At 51.6% G+C, this 24,050-nt stretch carries 14 protein-coding genes; 2 read left to right on the top strand and 12 right to left on the bottom strand.

The features are described 5' to 3' along the window. Nucleotides 1-247 precede the first annotated feature (247 nt). The 9 genes from KQI79_RS05730 to KQI79_RS05690 all read right to left on the bottom strand — a co-directional run bounded on the left by KQI79_RS05730 (nt 248) and on the right by KQI79_RS05690 (nt 12,142). Nucleotides 248-415 carry a hypothetical protein gene (locus KQI79_RS05730; protein WP_216537266.1) on the bottom strand — a complete coding sequence of 56 codons (168 nt, stop codon included), beginning with the start codon at nt 413-415 and terminating at the stop codon, nt 248-250. 149 nt (nt 416-564) lie between these two features. Continuing rightward, entirely contained in the window at nt 565-2,610 is a 2,046-nt protein-coding gene (locus KQI79_RS05725; RefSeq protein WP_367398142.1) for a DUF5050 domain-containing protein, read from the bottom strand. Then, nucleotides 2,591-3,814, bottom strand: a complete 1,224-nt coding sequence (locus tag KQI79_RS05720) for an ABC transporter permease (RefSeq protein ID WP_216537264.1) — start codon at nt 3,812-3,814, stop codon at nt 2,591-2,593. Before KQI79_RS05720 ends, KQI79_RS05725 begins: the two co-directional genes overlap by 20 nt. Next, nucleotides 3,808-4,680, bottom strand: coding sequence for an ABC transporter ATP-binding protein (locus KQI79_RS05715; RefSeq protein ID WP_216537263.1), 873 nt, complete (start codon nt 4,678-4,680; stop codon nt 3,808-3,810). Before KQI79_RS05715 ends, KQI79_RS05720 begins: the two co-directional genes overlap by 7 nt. 15 nt (nt 4,681-4,695) lie before the next feature. Continuing rightward, nucleotides 4,696-5,907 (bottom strand): transcriptional regulator, encoded by a 1,212-nt coding sequence (locus tag KQI79_RS05710; protein WP_216537262.1) that lies wholly within the window; start codon nt 5,905-5,907, stop codon nt 4,696-4,698. An 18-nt stretch (nt 5,908-5,925) separates the two neighbouring features. After that, entirely contained in the window at nt 5,926-6,759 is an 834-nt protein-coding gene (locus tag KQI79_RS05705) for a beta-glucanase/beta-glucan synthetase (protein ID WP_230190747.1), read from the bottom strand. 256 nt (nt 6,760-7,015) lie between these two features. Beyond that, the gene (locus KQI79_RS05700) at nt 7,016-8,347 is read right to left on the bottom strand and encodes a M56 family metallopeptidase (protein WP_216537260.1); all 1,332 of its coding nucleotides are present in this window, start codon (nt 8,345-8,347) and stop codon (nt 7,016-7,018) included. Between the two features lie 3 nt (nt 8,348-8,350). Next, a complete protein-coding gene (locus KQI79_RS05695; RefSeq protein ID WP_216537259.1) occupies nt 8,351-8,728 on the bottom strand; it encodes a BlaI/MecI/CopY family transcriptional regulator in 378 nt (125 codons plus the stop codon). Between the two features lie 102 nt (nt 8,729-8,830). After that, nucleotides 8,831-12,142, bottom strand: coding sequence for an ATP-binding protein (locus tag KQI79_RS05690; protein ID WP_216537258.1), 3,312 nt, complete (start codon nt 12,140-12,142; stop codon nt 8,831-8,833). Nucleotides 12,143-12,355: 213 nt separating this feature from the next. Here KQI79_RS05690 and KQI79_RS05685 point away from each other — a divergent pair, with 213 nt between their 5' ends. Beyond that, nucleotides 12,356-13,129, top strand: coding sequence for a copper amine oxidase N-terminal domain-containing protein (locus tag KQI79_RS05685; RefSeq protein WP_216537257.1), 774 nt, complete (start codon nt 12,356-12,358; stop codon nt 13,127-13,129). 87 nt (nt 13,130-13,216) lie between these two features. On the opposite strand, the gene KQI79_RS05680 is transcribed toward KQI79_RS05685, so the two are convergent. Continuing rightward, nucleotides 13,217-20,485: a carbohydrate-binding protein gene (locus KQI79_RS05680; RefSeq protein WP_216537256.1), complete on the bottom strand. Its 7,269-nt coding sequence runs from the start codon at nt 20,483-20,485 to the stop codon at nt 13,217-13,219. Between the two features lie 703 nt (nt 20,486-21,188). On the opposite strand from KQI79_RS05680, the gene KQI79_RS05675 reads away from it, so the two are divergent. Beyond that, complete coding sequence (locus KQI79_RS05675) at nt 21,189-21,923, top strand: hypothetical protein (protein WP_216537255.1); 735 nt, start codon at nt 21,189-21,191, stop codon at nt 21,921-21,923. Between the two features lie 59 nt (nt 21,924-21,982). Here the strand turns inward: KQI79_RS05675 and KQI79_RS05670 are convergent, their stop codons facing one another. Together KQI79_RS05670 and KQI79_RS05665 are read right to left on the bottom strand one after the other, a co-directional pair. Beyond that, the gene (locus KQI79_RS05670; RefSeq protein WP_216537254.1) at nt 21,983-22,906 is read right to left on the bottom strand and encodes a copper amine oxidase N-terminal domain-containing protein; all 924 of its coding nucleotides are present in this window, start codon (nt 22,904-22,906) and stop codon (nt 21,983-21,985) included. A 27-nt stretch (nt 22,907-22,933) separates the two neighbouring features. Continuing rightward, nucleotides 22,934-23,776, bottom strand: a complete 843-nt coding sequence (locus KQI79_RS05665; RefSeq protein WP_216537253.1) for a copper amine oxidase N-terminal domain-containing protein — start codon at nt 23,774-23,776, stop codon at nt 22,934-22,936. Between the last annotated feature and the right edge of the window lie 274 nt (nt 23,777-24,050).

The raw sequence follows: 24,050 nt of genomic DNA, 5'->3' as shown, positions 1-24,050 counted from the left end.
TGACAAAATAAGACCCAGAACGGGTCTTATTGAGCAAAAGCGCTGCATCGTGCAGAGCAAACCGGACCGCACAGGCGTTATTGCCCGTCCAAAGCCGGCTATTCGCCGCTTAGGGAAAACGTGGGCAATGGCGTTGTATCGAGAAATGGCTATCCGGACCGTACGGCCGTTATTTTTTCGTCAAAACCGCTTATTCGCTGTTTCGGCGGACATTGGTTCCGTTATCCGTTCGTCGGAGGGCTACTATTTACGTTTTGCAGCGAATAACGGCTCCCGTGTCCGCGCACTGTCCTAATATTTGCAAACAAGATTTCAACGACACGCGGCGGAGCAGCGATTCCCGACCGGACGCAGCCGTCTCAAAAAACGAACGATCTTGAAACAAAGTCAGCAACGCCTTCATGGCCGCTTCCAACGCCAAAGCTTCCTGTTGCAGAAATGCAAAACAAACTTGATAGCATTTCTCTTCATATTTTCTTAACAATGTAACACGTTCATGAAAACCGATAAAGCATCCTCCTCCTTCGTACCCCCCTGCAATAAATCAATGTTACGGTATCGTATTTAATCCGGCACAAGCGTTTCGTTTCGGCCGTCCCGATCGATCCGATATTTTTTAAGATCCGCCTCATTAACATAGAAAATATGTTGATCGTCGCAAGCAAAGCTTAGTACGGACTTATCCGTTATCTTACGCAATGTGAAATCGCGCAAATTCATCGCATAGATTCTTTGCCGGTCCTTCCGATTCAAAAAAAGCAGCTCGTTATCGGTCAAAACAAAGTAGCGCGTGACCAGATCGGGAATCGCCGTCCCGGAATCCGTCTTTGTGTCATACGCAACTACCTGGGACTTCTCGTTGACATAATAAATCGTCCGGCCGTCGAACGCGAGGCTCCTTAAAACCGGAATTCGAAGAATGACACTCATGTCCCCGGTCAACCGGTCGATTCGCCTGATCTCGCCCTGGCCGACGAAGTAGATGCTCCGTTCATCCAGGAAGAAGGAACTGACGGTCATAAAAAAGGCCGCATCGCGATCTCCCGATTTCACCAGCCCTAAAACCATGCTCTTATCCGTACTTAACTTCTTTTCGAACACGATCCTTTCCTGAAAAGTCGTCGTATCCACTTCGATCACGGAAAATCGGGCAATATTTTCTTTGAATCCCGATTTGTCGGAATCGTATTTCATATAGTAGACACGCGTACCGTTCCCGTAAATCGAGTGCTCCGCCTTGGTGAGGGAAGACATGGGGTTTCGCACGAAATCGCGTACTTCTCCGGTTTCTTTATCCTCGAAGACAATCCGCATACGGTCCAGTTCCCGCTCGTCCACATAGAATCGATAACGCTCATTCTCGAAGGACTGTCTGGAGGAATAATTGTAAATATCGCTTGTCCCCGCGTTCCCGGAAAACCCGCAGCCGGAAAGCGCGAACGCCGCCATACTAAGGATGAGCAGCATGCAAAACGCTCTCGGCCCGAGCTTTCGTTGCCGTGCGCCCCAGCCGTTTGTACGCCGGATCAAAATTACGGCGAGCATGGCGACGCTGAGACCGAGCGTAATCGCAAACACGACGCTCCATGCGGTTAGGGAGAGTTCCCGAAAGACGACATCCAACTCATCCTTGAACGGATTGCGCTTAAACTCGTCCCCTCTCAAAAAGCCGGTCGATACCATAAACCCGAGCGGTCCCGGCAGAAAATATTTCGAGGATTCCAGACGCAGCCCGTAATAGGGGAGCAGGAGCGCTGCCGAGCAGGAAAACAGGGTAACGGCATACTTCTGCAAACATACCGAAACAAACAGAATCAGCACGGCAAAACATAAGCTGCCGAACAGCTTGCCCGCCGTTATCCAAAGAAAAGCTTGAGACAACGTCATTTCTTTCGTGGACGTCCCGAAGTAAGACAGGGATTGCAGCGGGTAATTGCCATTGCCCAAGCCATACTTCCACTGATAGAAGCCGTACCGCAAACCGGCCGTCAACAGGCACAGCGCGGCGACCGTCAGCAGCGCCAGGCCGATCTTGCAAAGCGCGTGATGCCGCGTCCCTTTCTTAACGGTAAGGAGGAGGGTGTCCATCCTGCTTTCATACTCGAAGCAAAACACCGGAGCTACCAGAAGAAGCAGCAACAACAGCCATAGGAAGTCCAAACTGTCATTCGCTAGCAACCCGTCCCAGCCGTTCGTATGCAAAAAAAAGCGGTTGGCCGGATTCTCGCGGACATAGGTATATTGCTCATAAATCAATTGAAAGCCTTTTTCGTTTTCCAGAATGCGCTCGAGCGGCCCGGACGCGGCGAGGAATTCCTCTTCCCCTATTTTCCCGTCGTAGTAATCGTCCGTCGCTTTTTGCAGAGCAACCTTGGCATCGGAAATCTTCGCGGCTTCGCTCGCAAAAAATCGCTCTGTCTTGTCCGTGTACGGACCTTGAACTTGATGCAAATAGAACGAATAGAGCGAAGCATTCATCTCGATTTCCGGGTTCGCGGGCTTGTCGAAAAGCACCATGTACGCCAAGCTCAAGACGTAAAACAGGCCGATGAATAACAAGCCCTTCTGAAGGAAAAACATCTTTTTCATCTCATAGATCCAGGACGCCACGCTTCTCTCCCCCTTTCGCAAGCGCATTCTTCCTCACGAAGAGCAAAATGCCGCATAGAAATACCGCTCCCCAGGCGGCCGCGAACAGGAAAGCGGCGATATAGCCCGGCAAGGGATGGTCCCACAGAGGAAGGAACTCCGCTTTGCGAAACAATTCCCGATTGACAATCAGCGCGAACGGGTTGACGATTTTGAACAGCACGCGCCCTGAGCCCATGAAAGACTCCTCCAGATAAATGCTCCCGAACGCGGCAAATAGGCCGATGATGAATGGGATCAAGGCATTTCGGAACAGGCAGGACAGCAACAGAAACGCCAGGCCGAATACGAGCATCCCCGCCGTTTTCGCCAGTGCGGACAACAGGGCGTATTGTCCCAGACTTGCGTTGAGCGAAGCGTGAATGAAGTCTTCCAGAACGTATAAAGGCGAGGAAGCGGCGTCCCAGAAGCCGAATATGGCGGAAAATGCCGCGAAATCAAGCAGCCAAAACCAGAACGAGACGCCGCATACGAACAGGGCGGAGGCAAAGAGCTTGGCCCAGATCGTTTTCAAGCCGCCTGCCGTCGCGGTTAGCAGCAATGTGTCCATTTCCGTTTCTTTCTCGGACAGAAATACATGCATGAGACCGTATAGACAAATGAACAGGACCAGCAACGCCGAGAAGTCGTACTGAACATAATATTTGTACATCTCCGTATACGAGAAGCTCGCAACTGACCGTCCCTGGAAAAGCTTTGCGATCGCCTCGTTCTTGTGATATTCATAGGAATTGCCTAGCGATCGATAGAAATCCATATTATCCTTCGCCGCTCCCGCCACGTCGCGCGCATACGCCTTGTAATCGTAGGCATACTTCATCGGATTCACATAATTCCAATCGAAGAAATAGAAATCCTCATAAACATTAGTCAGGTAAGTATTCGCATTGCGATAAGTCGTGCTTGCCGTACGATCGGCTGTCTGTTGTTCAAGCGGCCGATAGATCGCCATGAGCTTCCCGATTTTTTCATCGGTCATAGGGCCGCCGAAATCCCCGTACATTTTCCAATATAGTTCTTTCCAATGCGGGTATGCGAGCAGCGAGTTCCCCTCATACACGCTGTATATTTTCACGACGTTCAGAACAGAGAAAAGAAGCACCGCCACGATGACGGACGTTTTCAGAAAATGCTTGCGCCATTCGAAGCCGATTAATCTTACCATGGCTCGCCCGCTCCGAAATAGTAGAGGAACACGTCCTCCAGATTAGCCTGTACGTTCGCGGCATGGTCGTCCGGTTTGTCGTCATCGACCACCCGCAAATGAATGTCGTTCCGATCCCGCATCATATTGCTGATTTTGAGCCGCTGCACCTTCTCGTTCATCGTTTCGTCCGTCGCCTTGACCGTCCATACCTTTCCCTCCAAACCGTCCACGAGCGCTTGCGGCGTATCCTGCTTGATAAGCCGTCCGTCTTTCAGCAGAATGACCTGGTTGGCGATAAATTCGATATCCGAAACAATGTGCGTAGCCAACAGGACAATGCGGTTGTCGGAAAACTTGGTAATCAGATTGCGGAAGCGGATTCTCTCTTGCGGGTCGAGTCCCGCTGTCGGTTCGTCCAGAATGAGGATGTCGGGATCGTTCAGCATCGCTTGCGCAATGCCGACGCGCTGGCGCATCCCGCCGGACAAGGCTCCGATTTTCTTGCCGGCGGCGTCGCTCAAGTTGACAATCTCCAACAGTTCCTTCGCTCTTCTGTCCCCTTGCAATTTCGGGATCTCCTTCAGGACGCACATATATCTCAGGAAATCCATGACTTCGAAGTTCTTGTAAAATTGCGGATATTGCGGCAAGTATCCGATATGGGATAGAAAACGAACGCCCATGCTCCTTGCATCCGTGCCGTTGATCAAAACTTGTCCTTGATCGCTTCGCAGAATACCGACGAAAATATTGATCAGCGTCGTTTTGCCCGCCCCATTCGTCCCCAGGAGTCCGTATATCCCGTTCTCCAACTCTGCGGAGAAATCTTGCAGCGCATATTTTCCTTTGTATTGCTTGGAAATGCCTTGAAACGTAACTTTCATGAACCGTCCCACCTTTTAAAACCGGCCAACCTCGACCTTCGTCTTGATCTCGGCTTGTTTCGCTCCCACCAGTACGATATAGGTCTTCGTCTTATCAATGATTTTTACAATCGGGTGGTTGGCCATATACAGTTCCTCTCCGTCGCCCGATATGCGTTGCTCCGCTTGCAGTTTGCCGCTGCCGGTCTCGTATACCCGAATTTTCCAACCTGTTTTGTCGGAAACGGTAGTTGCGAAATAACGGCCCGAGTCGGAGCCCGAGACAAACCCGCTTTCCCGTTTCTCGGTCAGCTTGTGCATTTTCGTCTTGCCTCCGGGGATGTCCATGACCAGCACTCTCCCCGACGGAATCGTAAAATCCTCCGCCAAGATCAGTTGTTTGTTATAAGCCGTTAGTTCCTTGCATGTATAGTTGTCGAACGTTCGGTTCGACAGGCCGCTGCCGTCCGTATTCACCGTCCCGCAAGTATCGAAGGAGGGCTTGTCGGGTACGGCGGGAATATCGAAGCTTTGCGCCTTAAAAGCAAGGGTCTTGTCATCGCCCGCGAACCCGATCTGTTCGAAAACAGCGACGCCGGAACGAGCTTTCAGATCTTCTCCGTTCAAATCCACGACCGTTGTTTTTTGCTTCGTTAAGAAATCGTAGAGATAAAGTCCGTTCAGCGTGGCATAAGCCGCTTGCGTACCATCGGCGGAAATCGCAATCGCCTCCAGGGACAGAATATCCTCATTGTCCTTCAGCAATTCGCCAAAGCGAAACTCCGATTGTTTATTTAGCTTGCGGTCGTAGAAGACGGCGCTGTACTCCATCCCGGTGTCTATCGCCATCAAACCGCCGCTGCCGTTGCCGGTATTGATCTTGGACCCGACCGCGACGAATCCGTTTTTCACCGTGTGGAATAGAATTCCATCGGATGCTTGCAGCGAAGTTTCTGCCGCTACGGTACCGCTACTCAAGTCATATAAGTACAATTTGTCCGCCAAGATGAGAACCTGACTCCCATCGGCGTAATAGACGTTCTTGATATCGCCTTTAATTTTATCCAATTTTATATTTGCGGCGACGGGCGGCGCGGTCGAACCGGATGCGGATACCGGAATCACTTCGTTCTCGCCGTTTGACGGGGCGTTTGTTGCGGCAGGGCCGGATACGGCTTTCACCGGCGTACATCCTGCGGTTAAAATTACGAACAAGGCCAATATCATTAACAACCGTTTTCTGTTCATTTTAACTTTTTTCTCCAATCATCGATATAATAAAATAGACGCGGTCTTTTCCAATACGACAACATCATCGGGGAAATCATCCGCATTCACGGGAACCGAAACTACATAAAACGTGTTGAAGTCCTCCAATTTCTCCAGTTCAATCTCGGCATTGAACACCGCCACATCGCCTTTGGTCAACATCGTTTCGAAGAATGTGCCGTCCTTGGCGCTGATGGCTTGATGGTTGATGTAAAACGTATTCCTGTAACGCACCCCGGGATGGCCGAACAGTTTGAAGGTCACGTGAAGAGCGCCTTTTTTCCCGACCTGATAATGGTCTTGCCGCTCAGCGCCGTCTAGTTGCAGTTCACTGTACACATTTGTATCCAGCGACTCAAGATCGACCGTTCCAAACCCGCTTCTCTTCTCCAGCAAATCCTGCGTCACCGGTTCGCTTGACAGCCGGACATCGCGTAACGCCTCTTGCCGCGGAATGGAGGAAGCATCGAGCGCATCGGCGTCCTCGTTAAAGTGCAGCAATCCTTCCATCCCAAGCGTCGTATGAAAGCCTCCGTAGGAAGCCGTTTCCTTCATATCCGGCATAAACTCCGGGTTGTATACGCTGGCGATACTGACGGGAAGGGTATCCCCCTTCTTGCCTGTGACCGGGGTAAACACGAAGGTGAACAGCGTGTCCTGATCCTCCCCCTGCAGATCAAAAACATGCATGTACTCGTAAGGAGCGTCGCTCGTATTAAACTTGTAAGGCTGCGGTTTTCCGTCAACAAATACGAGAAAACCGACATTTTTGGCGTTTCCGGAAGCATGCACTTTATAATCGATTTTCAATTCGCCCCCATGATATTGCAAGGGGAGTCTCCTCCCCTGTTCGTCTAGCGGAGGGTCGGCCAACCCATGACCTATACTGTTCATTATCTGGCTATTGGGTTCGTTCGCCTCGAACGGGTTCCCAGCCGGTTCGACGGAAGCGTCAGTTTCGTCAGGCTCGATATTCTTGGGGGAACACCCCGCCGCTAATATCGCAATAATGGCCAGAAAGAATAGAAGTCTATATCCCCTTTCCTTGTTCACAATGTTCCACTCCCTATTCTTGTTTTTCTACCTGTTATCGGCGGGAATCGCCGGGACCGTCAAACAACCTAAGCGTCGGCTTATTCTCCTCCCGCTTGGCTTCCGGAGATGCCGAAACGGAAGAATTCTGCTCGGAATCCTGCACAAGTGTAAAGATGTCATCGGAAGCGCTCGGCGCTGGTTCTCCCTTACTCTCCTTCGGGTCGACCGCCTGTAATCGCGTCGTATCGTCTTCAACGGCATCGCTGCCTTCCCGGATGCCGGATTCCATGCCGTCCCCGCTCTGCTTGTCTTCCGCCGTGTCCGCCGGGGTTGCGGAATCGTCTAACGAATCGTTTGTTTCCCTTTCCGCCCCATCGACCGTCGTCATGGGCCATGTCTGTTCCGGCGTTGCGGTTTCAGACGGCGCAGGGCTTAGCTGCAACACGACCCCGGTGCCTACCGTAGCCACTACGATGACGGCCAATAGGGAAATTCCCCATTTCTTGCTTCGGGTATCCATAATCGAGAGCACCCTTTGCTTCATGCTTAGCTTGCTGTCGGAAAAACTGGTGGAAAAGGCGCTTTTTCCCCTAGATCGTTGTCTCATCACACCAATAATGGCTTCGACATACTGTTGCCGCTTCGTCAAATCGGAATGCTTGATTACTTCCTCATCGCACGCAAGCTCGCATTGAAGCGCGATCTCCCGGGCGATACGGTAGACGAGCGGATTGAACCAATGCAGAGAGGCGGCCAACAACACAATGGTTTTGAACCATACATCCTTGCGTTTCCAATGTACCAATTCGTGTTTTAATATGAGCGAAAGCCCGTCTATGGAAATAGAGTCTGACGGAAGCAATACGGTTGGGCGGACAAAGCCGAGCAGCATGGGACTGGAAATGCCGGGACAAGCGCGTAATCGGACTTGCTGCGTTACCCCCAACTTCGCTTGCACCTCATGCAATACGCCCAGCGTTTCCCGATCGGAAACGGGGGCGCCCCAACGTCTCACCATTTTCAGAAAACGTCTGTGCCGAATGGCGTGACAAGCCAGAAAAACGATCGCTCCCGCAAGCCATATGCCGCCGGCAAGCATATACCACGGAAAATTCGGCGAAGTCGCAGCCGTGTGAGAAACCGCCTGGTCCAGCGCGGCATTCGTCGTCTTCATAGCGGGTATGAGCGTATCAAGGCGGATAACCGCAGCTTGCGGATGCAATCGGAACGGAATAATAAATCCGACGATAATGACCAACCATGTATAGTAACGTCCCTTGGCCGAGAACTTCTTGGCCAGCCAAGGCGTAATCGCGATGTATAGGAGCGCAATCGCGGACATCGTAATCGAACTCTCAAGCAATGCAATCATAAATTCCCGCAACGGTTACTCCCTCCGTTCTTTGGCCCATTTCAACAGATCGTCCAATTCTTGGTCTGTCAGCCGTTTGCCGTTATACAACGTATTGACGAAACTTAAAAACGAATTTTCGTGATATTGCTTCATAAAATGCTCCGTTTCCAACGCAAGGTAATCCTCTTTGCGAATCAGCGGATAATAAGTTCGTTCTTTCCCTTCCTTTTCCGTTTGCAAAAAGCCTCGCTCCACCAAACGCAGCATCAGGGAAATGACGGTCGGAGCTTTCCACTTCCGTTCGTTCCCGATTTGCTCCATAATCATTGCGGTCGTGATCGGCGGCTCGTTCGCCCAGACCACCCGCATAATTTCAAATTCGGCATCGGGCAGCTTTTTTATATTTTTCATGCGCATACACTCCTTTTTAGACAATTGTCTTTTTTATATTTTACACTTGTCAAAATTAGACGTCAATAGCTGGCGCAAATATTTTTTACAGTTGTCGTTATTTTAAAATTCGGTTTCAAGCAATCGATCGAGTTCCGCCAGAACGTTTGCGGCGATCCTTTTGTTCCGCGCGGCCTCCGCCGCAAGCTGCGGCATCGGGCGCGCCGCGGCCGCAACGCCCGGACCGCCAAGCTCGCGGCATCGGTCGAGGTATTCCTGCTTGGCCGACTTCCGGTAAAGCTCTTCGTTTAACCGGAGCGCATCCGCCCGCTGCCCGGCAGCTTCGGGTTCCAACTTCCACGCCGCGAAGCGGACGGCAGCCTGTTCCCGCCCACCCGGGTATTGGTCCAACAGCCGTTCCAGCCGATTCTTCGCTTCGTCCGGACTCAACCTTCCGATCCCCGTCTCCAAATCGCATAACTGCACACGAAGCCTGACCTGCATGTCTCTGCGTTCGAGACGGTCGGCGATCGCCAACGCTTCTTCCGCTGCCTCTACGGCGCTCTCATATTGATTCTGACGCTGCCTCAATATACACATGAAATAAAGCGCTTCGCACGCAAAATAAGGGGTGCGCAATTGTCGAAACAAACGAACCGAGCGCCCGAGCAGAAGATCGGCCTCCTCCAACCTTTGCTGAGCCAGGAGGTTGCGCCCTTCAAAACTGAGCGCGATAGCCGCGATTCGCAAATCCTTGACCGCGACCGCTTCCTCGAGACAGAAAGCGAGGCAAGGAGACGCATGCTCATAGTGCCCGAGATACCAATAATACTTGCCAAGCATACAAAGGGCGATGGCGAACCCCATGCGGTCCCCGATCGATCGGCTAATTGCCATTTTGTCTGCAAGAAAGCCGAAAGCAAGATCCATTTCATCGATGTCCATATAGATCATCGCCAATACGCCCATGGCTTGCTCGATTGTATAATGATCCCCGCTCTCCGCGGCGAGCCCGATCTGCTTCTTGATCCAATGAATCGCTTGCTCATATTCGCATTGATCATAAAATACATGCCCTATAATACCGAAAAATCGGCAATCCTCCTGGGACCGATTTGCAACAGGCGGCAATTCCGCTCTTTTCACCTGATAATCGAGCACCTTGTCGTAATTTCCTAAATAGTAATCCAATATCCCGAGCGTTACATAGACGGAACTCAGTCCCGAATGATCGTCGATCAGTTCAAAACAGCGCAAGGCTCTTTCCAAATAAAATTTCGCTTCTTCGTATTTGGCCTGCAATCGCAAACAATTGCCCAGCGCAACATCGCATAGCGATCGTTCACGGATCGAGACGGAGTGATCGGAACGTTCGAGCCATTGTCTGTACGTTGTCTCCGCTTCGCTCCAATTGCCCGCAATGATTAACGCATCGCCCAGTTTCATCAGGACGGGCAATATTCGGTCCGTAGGCAGCAAAGTGCGGAGCTTCCGATAATACTTGATCCTTGTTTCGTTGGCGTATATTTTCTCCGCTGCCGATGCGGCCATCTCGTAATAAACGACGGCCTCCTCTTGCATGCCGGCAAGCTCGTAGTGAAAAGCGATTTCCGCCGCGACGGCTTCCGTCTTTCCTTGGTGAAACTCGAGCAGGCCGCTTGCGATTTGCCGATGGCGTATGCGGCGCCTGTTTTTCTCGTCCGCCCGGTACACGTTTTCCCTTAGAATATCATGGGTGAATTCGTACAGGCCGCCGGCTGCCTCCTGCAAAATTTTCATTTGCGTCAACCGATCGATGCTATCGAGAATCGCATCTTCTTCCATGTCCGTCAACAGCGGCAGCAGCGCAGCCGATACGGGCCGGCCGACGGCGGCGATTGCGGAGGCAAGCCGCCGCTGGTCCGGCGAAAGCCTGGCTAAGCGGTTTTCGATGACGGTTCTGGCCGTAGACGAAAGCCGAAATTCGCTCTTCCCCCCAACCGCTTGCCATTCGCTTAACATTTCCGCAATGAAGAGCGGGTTGCCGCCGGTTTGCGCGTATATAACGGGCCCATGACGGTCCGCCGGATCCTCGCCGACGGTCTCGGCGATCAACCGCTTCGTGTCTTCCTCGTTCAGCGGAGCAAGCTCGATTTCGGTCAGCTTCCGTTCGATTCGCAGCCCGGCGAGGAAATGTTCGACCGCCTGACCCGGACTCTCGTCCGTTCGCATCGTCGCGATCACTAGCAGCTTCGTTCCGGAATCGCTGCGGAGAAGGTAGGAGAGAAGCTGCAACGTTTCCGCATCGCTCCATTGAAGATCGTCAAGGATAAGCAGCAGCGGTTGCTTATCCTGCAGCGCCCGTTCGATCGCCTCATACCATCGGTTCAACTGCCAATTCTCCTTAATGGGATTCGGCATCGGCAAATCGGGGTGGCGTTCGTACAGTTCCGGCAGCAAACGGGCAAGTTCCGACAGAACCGCCGGAGCAAGTTGCGTCATGGGAAAGCTTCTAAGCCATGCCGCAACCGGAACGTAGGACAGCGATCTGATCGAAGGAAAACAGCCGGCAAATGCGGTACGTCCCCCTCTCCGTTCCATGTTCGCTTTGAACTCCTGAGCCAATCTTGTTTTGCCGATTCCCGCCTCCCCCTTCATCAGCAGCAGAACGCTTCCCTGTGCCGTTGCTCCCTTCCAAGCGCCGACCAGTCGCTCCCATTCGTCGATTCTGCCGATGAGCGGCGTCGGCTTGTATGCAGCGTCCGAACGATTGCCGTCATTACGCATGAGTCGTTCCAACAGGTTCATCGTTTCCTCCGCCGGTTCGACCCCGAGTTCGGTTTGCAATACGTTGCAAAGCTCCCGGTAAGTCTTCATAACGCCTGCCCTGTCTTGATTCAAGGCATACAGACGCATTAGGATACGATAGGTTTCCTCCTTTAACTTGTTGTGAATCAGCAGCTTATCGGCCAGTACGATCGCCGACACATATTCCCGCCGGCTTTCCAAAATCGGAATAAGCTTCGCCAACACGTTTCCGTACATTTGCGCAAGCTGGCCGCGCTTCGCTTCGAGCCATTCCTCGTAAAAACCGGGCAGCAGTTCCCCCTTGTACAATTCCTCCGCTTTTCGCAATTCGTAAAGGGTGTGACCTTGCGCCGCCTGTTCAAACTCCCGCACATCCGAATAGAAAGAAAGTTCCTTATTCCACTGAATGTAAGTGGGGGTCGCAATCAGGTACCGGTCCAATTGCGGAAGACATTCCCGCAGATCGTGAAGCAGTTTCCGCAAGTTGGAAAGGGCTTGTTTCTCGGTTGAATCCGGCCAGAAATCAAAAGCGTTTTTTTTCCTGCCTTGCGGAATGTCATAGGCGAGAGCCAAGTACGCCAACAACAGCCTCATTTTTCTGCCCGGAATCGCCGCTGCGGCCGTCACGCCGTCAAAGGCGACGTTCATACCCCCTAAAAGCTGAAAACTGCAACCTTCCAATACGATCCCCCCATTCCTTAAACCGATCGTGATCTTGACACTCATTGATTTCCATATTGAAGCGCAAATTCCTGTACATTTTCATGAGGCTAACATCTTGATTTTGAAGCGTTTTTGAAACGCTCTCCTTCTTAAAATTAATATATCGGTTTTCATTACACTTAGGAAGGATGAACAAGATTGAAGAAGCAGATAAAGCTAAACAAATGGGTGAGGGTTGCTTTGCTTGCAGCGGTTCTAGCGGTCAGTTCCCTCGGGTCCGCCTATGCGGCGGCCAATCTGGAGCCGGTCAATGCGTTTTTCAACCGGGGCGTATCGTTTGTGTTGGAGGGGGAACGATGGCAGCCTAAGAATGAATCCGGCGAACCGCTGACTCCGCTATATTACAACGGCAGTAACTATTTGCCGATCCGCGCCGTAGCCGAAGCGTTAAAAGTCGCGATCGAATACGATGCCGGAACGCAAACCATCTACATTGGCGAAACGCCGGGTGAAAAAATGCCGATATTCGCCATGCCGATGGAAATCGACAATATTTATGTGACCCAATCGAAAGATCCGAAGGAAACGAAAATAAAAGGAAAGAAGTTTCAAGAAGTGCTGAAGATCGATCAATACGGGGATATTTATTTTACTCTTGACCGCAAATATAAGCGCCTCGTCTTGGATGCCGCAGTCATAGATCCCGGAGAACATGAAGTGGACTTTACCCTGTACAACGCGGGGAAAGCGGCGGGAAACACGGCCGATACGGTTCTTGAGAAACATACTGTCAGTCCGGAGGACGATGTGAAACAGCTCATCTTTAACGTCGAAGGTCTGGAAAAAATTAAAATCCACGTGCAAAGCCCGCAGTTGAATCCTTATATTTATGCGCGAATCGTCGATACTTCCTACTTCGATAACGAGGATTATGCAGCCACTGACAGCCAGAAGGAGCCGGTTATCAAATAAAAATCCACGATCAAGAGGCTTTATCCGCCAGGCTTTCTCAAACGGCAAAAGGCCGCCCGCAGCGTGTTGCTGCGGGCGGCCTTTATGTTACATAAGCTGCATCATTCGGTACAAGATAACGGCCACTTCGGCTCTCGTCGCGTTAGCCATAGGTTTGATGCGGTTTCCGTCCCCTTGCACAATTCCTTTATGAGCCAGAATCGAAACGCTCTGCCGCGCATAGGAAGCTACTTGCTCGTAATCCGCAAAGCCGCTCGGACCCGGTTCCGTCTTTTCCCGTTGCAATTTGCCCGCTACTTCCAACGCTCTTGCCGCGAGCGTCATCATATCTTGCCGCGTTATTTTCGCGGCCGGGCGGAACTCGTCTCCCGTTCCTTTGGCAATGCCAAGCGCTTTCGCAACGGCGAGGTCGTCGTAATAATATTTCGAACGGTCCGCGTCGGCGAAATTAGTGTCCGTTTCGGCCTTGAAACCGAACGCCCGCACCAGCATAACGATGAAATCCGCTCTGGTAATATCCGCTCCCGGCGCGAATTTGCGGTCGCCGGTACCCTTCAGGACGCCTTTCGCGGCGAGTTGTTCAATCGCTTCCTTCGCCCAAGGGTAAGCGTCGATATCGTCGAATGAAACGGGAGATTCATACACGAAAGCTACCGCGTAAGTGCCTTTTTGCGCCGCTTGGAACGTGATGTCTCCGAGTTCGGCGTCATAGGTTCCGTCCAAAACGGCGGCAACCTTGCCTTGCTCGTCGAGCAGCCAGATCTTCAAATATTCCGTATGATTGCGTTCATCCGCTTTCAGCTTGTACGGAATCGTAATCGTTGCCGGCGCCTGCGGGTTATTCCAATCCAGCGCCAGGCCGTCTGCGGTTACTTGCCATGTCACGACAGGTCTGTTCCCGATGGCGCCTTTCGTGTCGGGGCTTGCCGCATCCGGCACAATTCCTTTGCCGATCGTAAGTCCGATCGTCGAAGGCGAATCAAGGCCGCTGCCCGCAAGCATCCCCGTAGACACAACGAAGCTCCCCAATTCCGTGTTCACGCGTATGCGGTCTGCCCGTGTATCGCCGGAGGCCAACGCTTGCTGCGGCAGCTCCAACGTATAGGACGTCGCGCCCGCCGTCTTTTCCATCTCGACCGTAACGGTTTTCACCCCGTTCGCATCCGCTCGCGCTTGCCGCAGCGCTTCGCTTACGGCATTGGCGGTCAGTGCGCCTTTCGCGTTCCCCGTTGTTCTGTCGAGGGTCGGGCGAATGCGGATGATTCCGTCCTTAGCGGCGCCCGGCTCGTTGGCGTTCGTACCCGAACCGCCCGCGGAACCGCCGCCCTGGCTAGGCTTCTGGCCCGGATCGGGATCAGGCCCCGGACCTGGGCCCGGTCCCGGATCGGTTCCTCCGTCATACGCGAACTCGATCCAGTCCAAATTAAATCCGTCTCCGGCAATTTCAATTTCGATCGTCTGCACGCCCGCACTTAGCCGTACGCGATCCGAAACGGTTTGCCATTGCTGCCAACCGCCGGTATTCGTCACGTTCGTCGTTGCGAGCGTTTGTCCGCCCGATTTCATGACCGCCTTCGCATTGCTTTGCTGCGTGGCGATCCGGTAACGCACCTCGTATTCTCCTGCCCTGCTTGCTCGGACTTTATATTGAATGATGTCTCCCGCATTTACAAATCCGAGATTCGTAACGCCGTTCTCTCCGTCCTGAATCGCCCCACGCGTAATCGAATGGAAATCTTCCGCTTCGATTTTGCCCGGCAGGACATGCGGCTCCGGAATTGGTTCGAACTTCAGCCAGCTAATGTCATAAGTTCCGCTGCCCGCGTGATAGAGCCGGAGCGTCTGCCGGCCTTTTTCCAGATGAACGGCGCCTTTTAATACGACCCAGTTGCCCCATAGCTGCATAATGTCGAGCGTTTGGATCGCCTCGTTTCCGCGTCTGAGCTGAAGCCCTTGCGGCGCGCCGTTCTCGCTATTGACGCGGAAGCTGACCATATAATCTCCCGCCACAGGCACATCCAACTTGTAATCCATCCAATTGCCGCGCTTCGCCACGCGAACGACGGTTCCTTCTTTCCCCGCCGTCTCAAGCGTTACGCCCGACATCAGGGCGTACGTATCCGCGCTAACCTTGCCGGGTACAGGATGATAAGGCATGCTGCCTCCGTCGCCTTCCCGCATCAGTTCTGCGGCCAAATCGGATTTCCCTTCCGAATCGGAATAGGCCGTGATCGGGACGACGAATTGAAAACGCAAGTTCTCGCGTATATCCGTCGCATTCCACTTTAACCCGATATGGACATGCCTGTTATCCGCATAGGTTACCTCCGTCACGGTTGCCGTTCCGTTGTCGATGGCGGAACCGTTCAATCGGATATCTCCGATTCGTTGTTCGACAAATGTCCCTCCATCCAATTCCAGAACGATACGATCGTAGTTGTCGCCGTCCCAATCGGCAAGAAGAGACGTTTCCTTGTATTTCCCCTTGAAGAACAACGTATCGGTGAGCCGTTCGTACACCGCATCCGTTGCCGCCAGATTATATACAACGGCAGTAACGCTCACCGGACGCTCCGAATCGTAGGCTTCCAGCGTATTGCCGATCAGCGGGATCTTCGCGCTTCTGCCGTCTTCGCCGATTTCGGCGTCTCCGGCCTGCACTCCGAGCGGCAAGTTGCCGACCATCCATTCGGATACGCCAAGTTGCGCGAAGTTGTTGTTGATCAATTCGACGCGAATCTGCTTGCCGTCCTCGCTGCCTTCCTCGATATTGCCCGTGGCGTTGATCGCATTGCCGACGGCGAACCAAGCTACATTAAAACCTTTGCCGACTTCGATCGCGATCGTCTGCTCTCCCGCCTCGAACGTCGCCATGCCTGCAACCGTCTCCCATTGTTGCCAGTCGCCGGTGTTCGGGACGGCAACAGTGACAAGTTCTTGACCGCTCTGTTTCAACTTCAAGCTTGCGCCATCCTGTTTCGTCGCAACCCGGAAACTAACCGGATACGTTCCCGCTTCGGCTATGTTTACACGATATTCCATCGTGCCGCCGTCGCGCAGATCGCCTACATTGGTTCCGCCCTCGGCGGAAGGCTCGACATAAGCGTTGCTAGCCTTGTAATATCGATCCGCATCAATTTTGCCCGGGAGCGCGAGCGGCTCGGCGGCGCGGTCCAGCCGGAACCAATCGAGATTGAACGAGCCCCCTTCGAAGTTCAACCGTAGTTTTTGCAATCCTTTGTTCAGCGTGACAGGCTCTTTGATCGTCCTCCAGTTGCTCCACCACCAAGTGGTGGGCACTTCGATTCTGCTCACAAGCCGGCCGTCGGACTCCAGCCGAATCGCCCGCGCTTGATCTGCCCAATCCCCCGTCGCGACCCGGTACTCGACCGTATATTCGCCGTCTTCCGGCACGTTCACGAAATATTCGGCCCAGTCGCCGTCGTCGATTTCGCCGATATATTGGATCGGACGTTGCCCTTCCGGCTTCTCTTCTCTTACAGCCGCGCCCGACATGCTCTCGTAATTTTCCGCTTCGATACGGGCGGGGATCGCGACCGGTTCGCTCATCCGTTTCCACAAATAGGTGCCGACCGTCTTCGCCGGCAGCTTCGCCTGAAACTGTACGCCGCCGCTTGCCACCTTGAACCATTGGTCTTCGGAGGTCTGATTAATGACGACGGCAACGATCGTGTCGTCAGGGTTGAGGAAAGCGACATTCGTCACCGTGTTCGGCGAGCCGTAATTGCTCTCGATCCGTTTCGCTCCCCGCTGCACGAATTTAGAGAATTGCCCCGTCAAGTAATACTCCGGCAACTTCCAGTAACGGTTCCGGTCAGCCGTATCCTGAATCAGCATCGTCGGATCCGGCGTTCCGACCCATTGCTCCGGCTCGATCGCTTTGTCGAGCATCGTTACCCAGGCGTTGTAGCTGATCGCCCAGTTGCGGAAATATTGCGCGATCCGGTCGGCCCCTGCCGTTCCCCATACGGAACGTTCGGACAGCATAACGTCCTTGTCCGGATACTCGTAATGCATATCCGTCATCGTCTTCGGATCGCCGCTGTAATCGTGGAAAGCGATGCCGTCGATCGCGTCGTAGCCCGCCGGATCGCTCATTATCGGCGTCATATAGGAGAACGCGTCGCTAAAGTTATGGTCGAACGCCCATAATTTCGTGGATAATCCGTGCTCCTCCAATTCCTTTTTCAAGGCGATCGCAAGCCGCTTTTGCTGCTGCGCCGTCATCCCCATACTCGGATATTCGATTTCCAGCAACGGCTCGTTCTGCATCGTCATGGCGTAGATCGGAATGCCTTGATCCTCGTATGCTTGCACGGCTTTGCGATAATAGGTCGCCAGCACGTCGACGTATTCATCCTTCAGCTTCCCCGCAATCAAGCTGTCGGACGTCTTCATCCATCCCGGCGGGCTCCACGGCGAAGCCAGAAATTTCACGTCCGGATTGATTTCCATCGCCCGCTTCACCGTGCTAATAATATGATTGTCGATGTCCTTCTGTATCGAGAAGCGGCTTAACGCCGGATCGGTTTCGCCTTTCGGCATATCGTTATAGGAGTAGAATTGTTGTGCCGTAAAATCCGGCGAACCGAAACTGATCCGCAAAAAGTTAATGCCCGCCCCATCCTGCGGATCGAGCAAATCTTTCAGCACTTGATCTCGTTTATCCACAGACATGAGAGAAAGATTGTAAATCGTCGATTCTTCCAAGGAAGTGCCGATGCCCAAAATTTCTTGGTACTGCTTGCGCGGATCGATTTGAATCGTCGGAATGGTCGCGTCGCCCCGTTCGGTCAAATTCAGATTCGCTTGCCGCTCCAGTTTGTACGCAATTTCGCTTTCCTTCTCCTGCGGCTGCAAATACCAGCGGTAATCCGAAGGGTCCTTCTCGGAGCTAAGCCATACTTGCACCGCATTCTGCACGACCACAGGCGGTTCGGACGGATCGGGATCCGGCCCCGGATCCGGACCCGCTTCGCCGATGAGCGTCAGCTCGAACCAGTTAAAGTTCCATCCTCCGTTCCCCGCCGTAATCCGCAACGTCTGCGGTCCGGCATCCAAGACGATTTCCGCAGACACGGTCGTCCAATTTTGCCATCCGCCGGTCCGAGGTATGTCCGCCGCGGCGGTTCGCGAACCGCTCTTCGCCCGGATCGCTCCCTGGGAACCATCCTGGCTGGCTACCCGAAAATCGATCCGGTAAGCCGCTTTCTTCTCCGTGCGAATCCGGTATTCCATCCAGTCGCCCGGGTCGATCCAGCCGACATTTTTACCGCCGCCGGCATCTTGCGTATTTTCCGTATCGATACCCGCGCCGGCTTGATAGTTTTCGGCCTCGATTCTCGTCGTTCCGCTTGCCGGCACATCCGTATATTGCGGCTCCGGCTTCGCCGGTTTCGGCGGCAACGGTTTCGGCGCGTCTTTCAGGCTCATGCCGAAGCCGTATTCAAACAACGGTTTGTAGTTCGCGCCGCCGACATTGAGCGGAATTTGCTCCATGTACCACGGCCAACTCATCGGCAGCTTGCCGGTAAAATCGTAATCGCCGAACAGCACTTGGGCGAGCCCGTCGCCCTCCGTGCCCGGCAGCCAGGCCGCTACGAAAGCGTCCCAATCCGCGATTTGTTCGTCCACGATCAACGGGCGTCCGGAGATCATGACGACCGCCATCGGCACGCCGGACATCTTCACGCGATGCAGCATAATGATGTCGTCTTTGGTCAGCCGCAAATCCTGGGAGTCGCCGAACATTTCCGCATACGGCTTCTCGCCGAGCACGACAACCGCCACATCATGCTTGTCCTTGCTCGCGCCTCTGCCCTCCCGATCGTAAGTCACTTGCGCTTCGGGCGCGACTTTGCGGATGCCTTCCAAAATCGTCGTCCCCGGCGTAATATCGCCCTCTTGCCCTTGCCATGCGATCGTCCAGCCGCCGGATTGCAAGCCGATATCGTTCGCATGCCGTCCGGCCACGAAAATGCGCTGATTTTTCTTCAGCGGCAACAACTGCCCGCCGCCGTTCACCTTCTCGTTCTTAAGCAAAACGGCGGATTTGCGCACCGCTTCGCGCGCGATATCGCGATGCTTCCCGGAACCGAACGAACCGGAAGCGAGCAATTCCCGATCCGTAAGAGGATGTTCGAATACGCCGGCTTCGAACTTCACCCGCAAAATGCGGGATACGGCATCGTCGATGCGAGACACCGGAACTTTCCCTTCGCCTACGAGCCCGGTGAGCGTCGTTATGAACGGCTTCCAGCTTTCGAGCATAAACATGTCGATGCCCGCATTGACGCTTTTCTCAACAGCCAGCTTATATTTTTGCTCTCCGGTCAAGTTCGGACCGCCCCAATCATGATGGTCAGCCAAATTGTTGACGCCGTTCCAATCCGAAATGACAAGCCCTTTAAAATTCAGCTTTTCTTTCAAAACGTCAGTAATTAGGTACTTGTCCCCGTGCGTCTTCAGCCCCTTCCAACTGCTCAGCGTCACCATGACCGAGCTTGCTCCGGCGGCGATGGCCTCCTTGTACGGTTCCATATACTTCTCCAGTTCGGCTTCCTCCAGCGCGACGTCCCCCTGATCTACGCCGCCTGTCGTCGCCCCGTCGCCGACCCAATGCTTGATCGTGGCGACCAGCTTCGTTCCTTTCATAAATCCGGGAGACTGCGGTTCGCCTTGCAAGCCCTTCACATAAGCGGCGCCGAAATGTCCGGCCAATTCCGGCGTCTCCCCGAAGCCTTCGTACGTTCTGCCCCACCGTTCGTCCAGCGGAACGGCAAGCGTCGGCGCGAACGCCCAATTGACCCCGGTCGCCCGCACTTCCTCGGCTGTGGCCGCTCCGATTCTTTCCGTCAACGCCGGGTCGATCGCCGCGCCGATTCCGATATTGTGCGGGAAGATGGTCGCCCCTTTGACATTGTTATGCCCGTGCACCGCATCGACGCCGTACAGGATCGGAATGCCCAGCCTCGTTTGCAAGGCGCTTCTTTGGTATTGATCCACCATATCCGCCCATGCCCGCGGCGTATTCGGCTCCGGCAGCGATCCACCGCCGCTAAGCAGCGAACCGATATAGTACGTTTTGACATCTTCCGCTGTCGTAAACTTCCGTTCCGCCTGAACCATTTGGCCGATCTTCTCCGGCAGCGACATCCTTGCCAGCAAATCCGCCACTCTCCGTTCGACCGGCGCATCGGCGTCACGGTAGACGGGATCAGCAGCCGCCGAAACCGTTTGCATAAAGCCCGTCAGCAAGGTTCCGCCCAGCATTGCCGCTATAGCGGTCAAGGCGACCGTGCGTTTCAGCTTCCGGATCGGTTTGAACCTGTTCAATGGTTAGCCCTCCTTTGTTCATATCGCTTGAATAAGTCAGCGTAGTTTTATCATAAATGGCGGCTAACGGAACAAACATGTAGCATTATTTAGAAGAGGTATGCGATTTTTACAATCTTTTCGCCGAATCCGCTCGAAATTACCTCCGCAACATACCGTTAGTTTCGTTCCTTCCTCGTTATGAACAAAATTAACTCCATCATTTACAGCTAAATGAATACAAAAACGTCAATGCTAGCGGAGCCTTGTGTTTATTAACAGGAATCGCGCTTTCGAATGATTTTGATTCTCCCGATCATCTTTACGAAATCAGGTTTGTACTTATTGTAAGTGGTTTTATAATTGGCTTATTTGGTTTTTTTAAGAATGAACAAAAATGAAATTGGTCGAAAAACACATCTTAACGATCTAACTGTTAAAGTAGTGTAACTCCGGCAAAATAGTGCTCAGATACCCCCGAACACCATTTTGTCGAAAGATATTTCCTTCGGTCCTTCCCCTACCGACGTGTCCCCCCTTCATCTTCTGCAACAATTCCACCCGGTACGCTTCGCTTTTGCCCCTTTCAAATCATTAAAATTTTTTATGTAAGGTTGTTTTTCTGTCGTCTCACTCCACCTTCTATTATGTAAGCAATCTATCGACTAACGGTGCACAGTTAGAAGAGAGATTTGCTTAACATAAAATCATGGAGGTTATGGATATGAGTAAAACAGAATATGCAAAACTTCTCACTTCTTACATTCCTGGTACGATTTATGGTCTTAGAGCTGTCGTTACACTTCCAAGTAAAACGTGGATCGCTTACCTAGTAAAAAATCGAGGAAATGGATTCCTTGACGCCTATCTCTCATTGGATCGCTATAAAAGCAATAAGCAATACCATTATGAATGCGGTCTTTCTCAAACGGTCGGTAAAGCAAGCTATTGGGGAGAGTTAGGTAGGGAAGGAGATGGAACCTGGCACTGGATGTATACAGCACCTAACGGTAATTACGACATCAACCAACCATTTAATTTGAACTCGGGGCAGCAGGTACCGATCGAGTTATCTATTAATTCCAGCGGTGGAATGGATTTTATTGTGAATTACAATACTGTAAAAACCTTTAATGAAGCATCTTTTACTGCGAGCGACGGCATAACTAACGCGCGTGTTGTAATTGGAGCGTGTGATCAGGATTTTAACTCTGTCAGTAATATTCCAGGCAATCCACTTATCGAATGGGGTACATTTACCAACCAAATCGAAATGAAGAATATCGCCTATCAGACGAAGCGAGGAGGTGCATGGACACCATTTGATCCAACGGGAAAAGTAAATGAGGTGTTCTGGCCTCAAGGTTATGATCATCGGACCACTCCGCAAAGATTTACGTACGTAACCTCAAACGGTAATTTGACTGCTTCGCTAAAGAAAGCTGGTATTAATATGTAAGTAAATAGGCAGGGCCCAGAAACGGGCTCTGCCCAATTTAATTTGTTTTATATCAATTATTAAATATGGTCGGGAAGTTTTTGTATGATGTCAGAATAAACATTGATATTTGTTTGAATTCGAACACCTTTATTTTTCTCATCGCTGTAACCTGCCTCGGCCGTGCCATCATCATGCTCAAAAAAGATTACATTACCATGGCGATAAGGATCCATGATCGGATCGGTATCTAAGCTCATTTCGGGTGAAACATTCCCTGCTACTCGACGAGGTTCCCTTCGTTCCTGATACAACTGTCCAATTGCATATGCTTTGCCGTCTTTGATTTGTACAAATGTAAAAATTCCATCATTCATAAAGTAAGTGTCTGCTCTGCCAACAGGAAACGAATAAGAATGTAAGCGATAGCCGTTTAAAGTGCCAAGTGTTTCGAAATCCGTATTGATCGGCAATGCGATAGCGGCTTTACGCGCAGCTTGAAGGTCGTCTTGCTGCAGTAAATTCGGATCAAACGAATAGTCCTTTGAGTTAATAAAAACGAATTTTCGGATGGACTCAAATTGAACGTCGTAACCCAAGGATTCAGAGATAAATCGTATGGGAACAAGTACACGGCCATTTTGATTTTGAGCAGGCATATCCATTTGGATCGGCTTTTCATTTTTATACGCTGTTTTGCTATTCACGCTTATCTTCAAGTAATCTCCATCTTTATTTTTTACGGTTGTAATCTTGGTTGACGGATTAAAGCTGTAGGAAAGACCGAGTGATGCAAGCGCTCGAATGGGAACGAATAGATGGTTCTTGTCTATAAGAGGAGGCACATCCATTTTAATAAATTCCCCATTTACTACGACTTCAATCGGTCTAACATCCGGTTTCGCATCCTTTCCAGGGTTATCTGGAAGGGCTGCGGTAGCGGGTGAATCATTCAGCAGCCCCAAACTTAATGTTAAAATGAGTACAAACATTATTTTTTTCATTGTATATATTCCTCCCTCTTAAAAGTATCATGTTTCATCAGGAATTTCTGCAATGATATCCATCTGGCCGTCCGTGTACGGTTTAACATTCTCGAAAATAATGTTGCCTTGTTCATCGTAAGTTCCGTAACGCACTTCCCCGATTTTCCACAACTCCATAAAATAATTTACTTTTCCTTCAAACACCGGACGTATTCCCCATTCCTTACCGATCGAAGGGACTATATTGGGTATTAAGTCTTCACCGTCGCCTTCAGTAGAACTAATCTGACCTTCCCACGACAACCATGAAGCGCCGTTTTTCACTTCATAATACTCCGCTTTACCTCGATACAAATAAAGAAAACTTTTCGATTCGCCATATCTAAAATAATAATTCCCTCCTGCACCACCTTCCTCGGAAGGAGGTAAAGTCTCCCCCAAACTAATGCGCGGGAGCTTCAGTGCAGCGTTTCGCATCTCAACCATATTCCCGCTGTCCAATGCATTTGTTAACGTATTATCCGTTCTGATAATAATGACCGTTTTCGACTCGGCATCCCACTGAACGTATGCCCCCAATGCTTCGCCGATAAAACGGAACGGTACATAAGTCGACCCCTCAATGATCGTCGCAGGAGTATCTAACGTTACTTTGTTTGAACCTGCAAGTGCAGTCTTGTTTCCAATCGTTATTCTCAATATATCTTTTGTTTCTGTATCTGTTATAATGACTGTTTTTGTTTTGTTGTTCCAGTCGACTTTAACGTTTGGCAATAATGATACAGATCGAATTGGAACCATCGTGGAATGATTTACGACGAGCGGGTTGTGTCCGACAGCTTCTGTCCCATTAATATTTAATGTAATCTTTGCTTCAGTTGCAGCCATTGTTAAATTACTCGTACATAATGTTGTTACATACAAAAAAGTGGCTATGCAGCTAACTATTTTCCAATTCCCAAAAAATACACCTCCATAATATTAGTTAAGCTTCTCGGAATTCACATTCCGTTGCAGACTCTAGCTTCCTAGCTAGGGTCTTCTATTGTTTCACCCCCAAACATGGGGTGCGAACAAACATTCCTCTTGACTTTTCAAAATCACCCCAATAATCGCCGAGAAGGCTTTTTTTATTTCTAATGAATTGGGTGATTTTCATGAA

Origin of the sequence: Paenibacillus sp. MSJ-34, assembly GCF_018918005.1 — a bacterium.
Taxonomy (GTDB): domain Bacteria; phylum Bacillota; class Bacilli; order Paenibacillales; family Paenibacillaceae; genus MSJ-34.
This window is presented reverse-complemented; position numbering and strand designations above follow the sequence as displayed.

Coding starts and splice junctions, on each gene's coding strand:
- KQI79_RS05720 (WP_216537264.1), bottom strand. CDS start 3,814: ATGGTAAGATTAATCGGCTTCGAATGGCGCAAGCATTTTCTGAAAACG.
- KQI79_RS05715 (WP_216537263.1), bottom strand. CDS start 4,680: ATGAAAGTTACGTTTCAAGGCATTTCCAAGCAATACAAAGGAAAATAT.
- KQI79_RS05710 (WP_216537262.1), bottom strand. CDS start 5,907: ATGAACAGAAAACGGTTGTTAATGATATTGGCCTTGTTCGTAATTTTA.
- KQI79_RS05695 (WP_216537259.1), bottom strand. CDS start 8,728: ATGAAAAATATAAAAAAGCTGCCCGATGCCGAATTTGAAATTATGCGG.
- KQI79_RS05690 (WP_216537258.1), bottom strand. CDS start 12,142: ATGAACGTCGCCTTTGACGGCGTGACGGCCGCAGCGGCGATTCCGGGC.
- KQI79_RS05675 (WP_216537255.1), top strand. CDS start 21,189: ATGAGTAAAACAGAATATGCAAAACTTCTCACTTCTTACATTCCTGGT.
- KQI79_RS05670 (WP_216537254.1), bottom strand. CDS start 22,906: ATGAAAAAAATAATGTTTGTACTCATTTTAACATTAAGTTTGGGGCTG.
- KQI79_RS05665 (WP_216537253.1), bottom strand. CDS start 23,776: ATGGCTGCAACTGAAGCAAAGATTACATTAAATATTAATGGGACAGAA.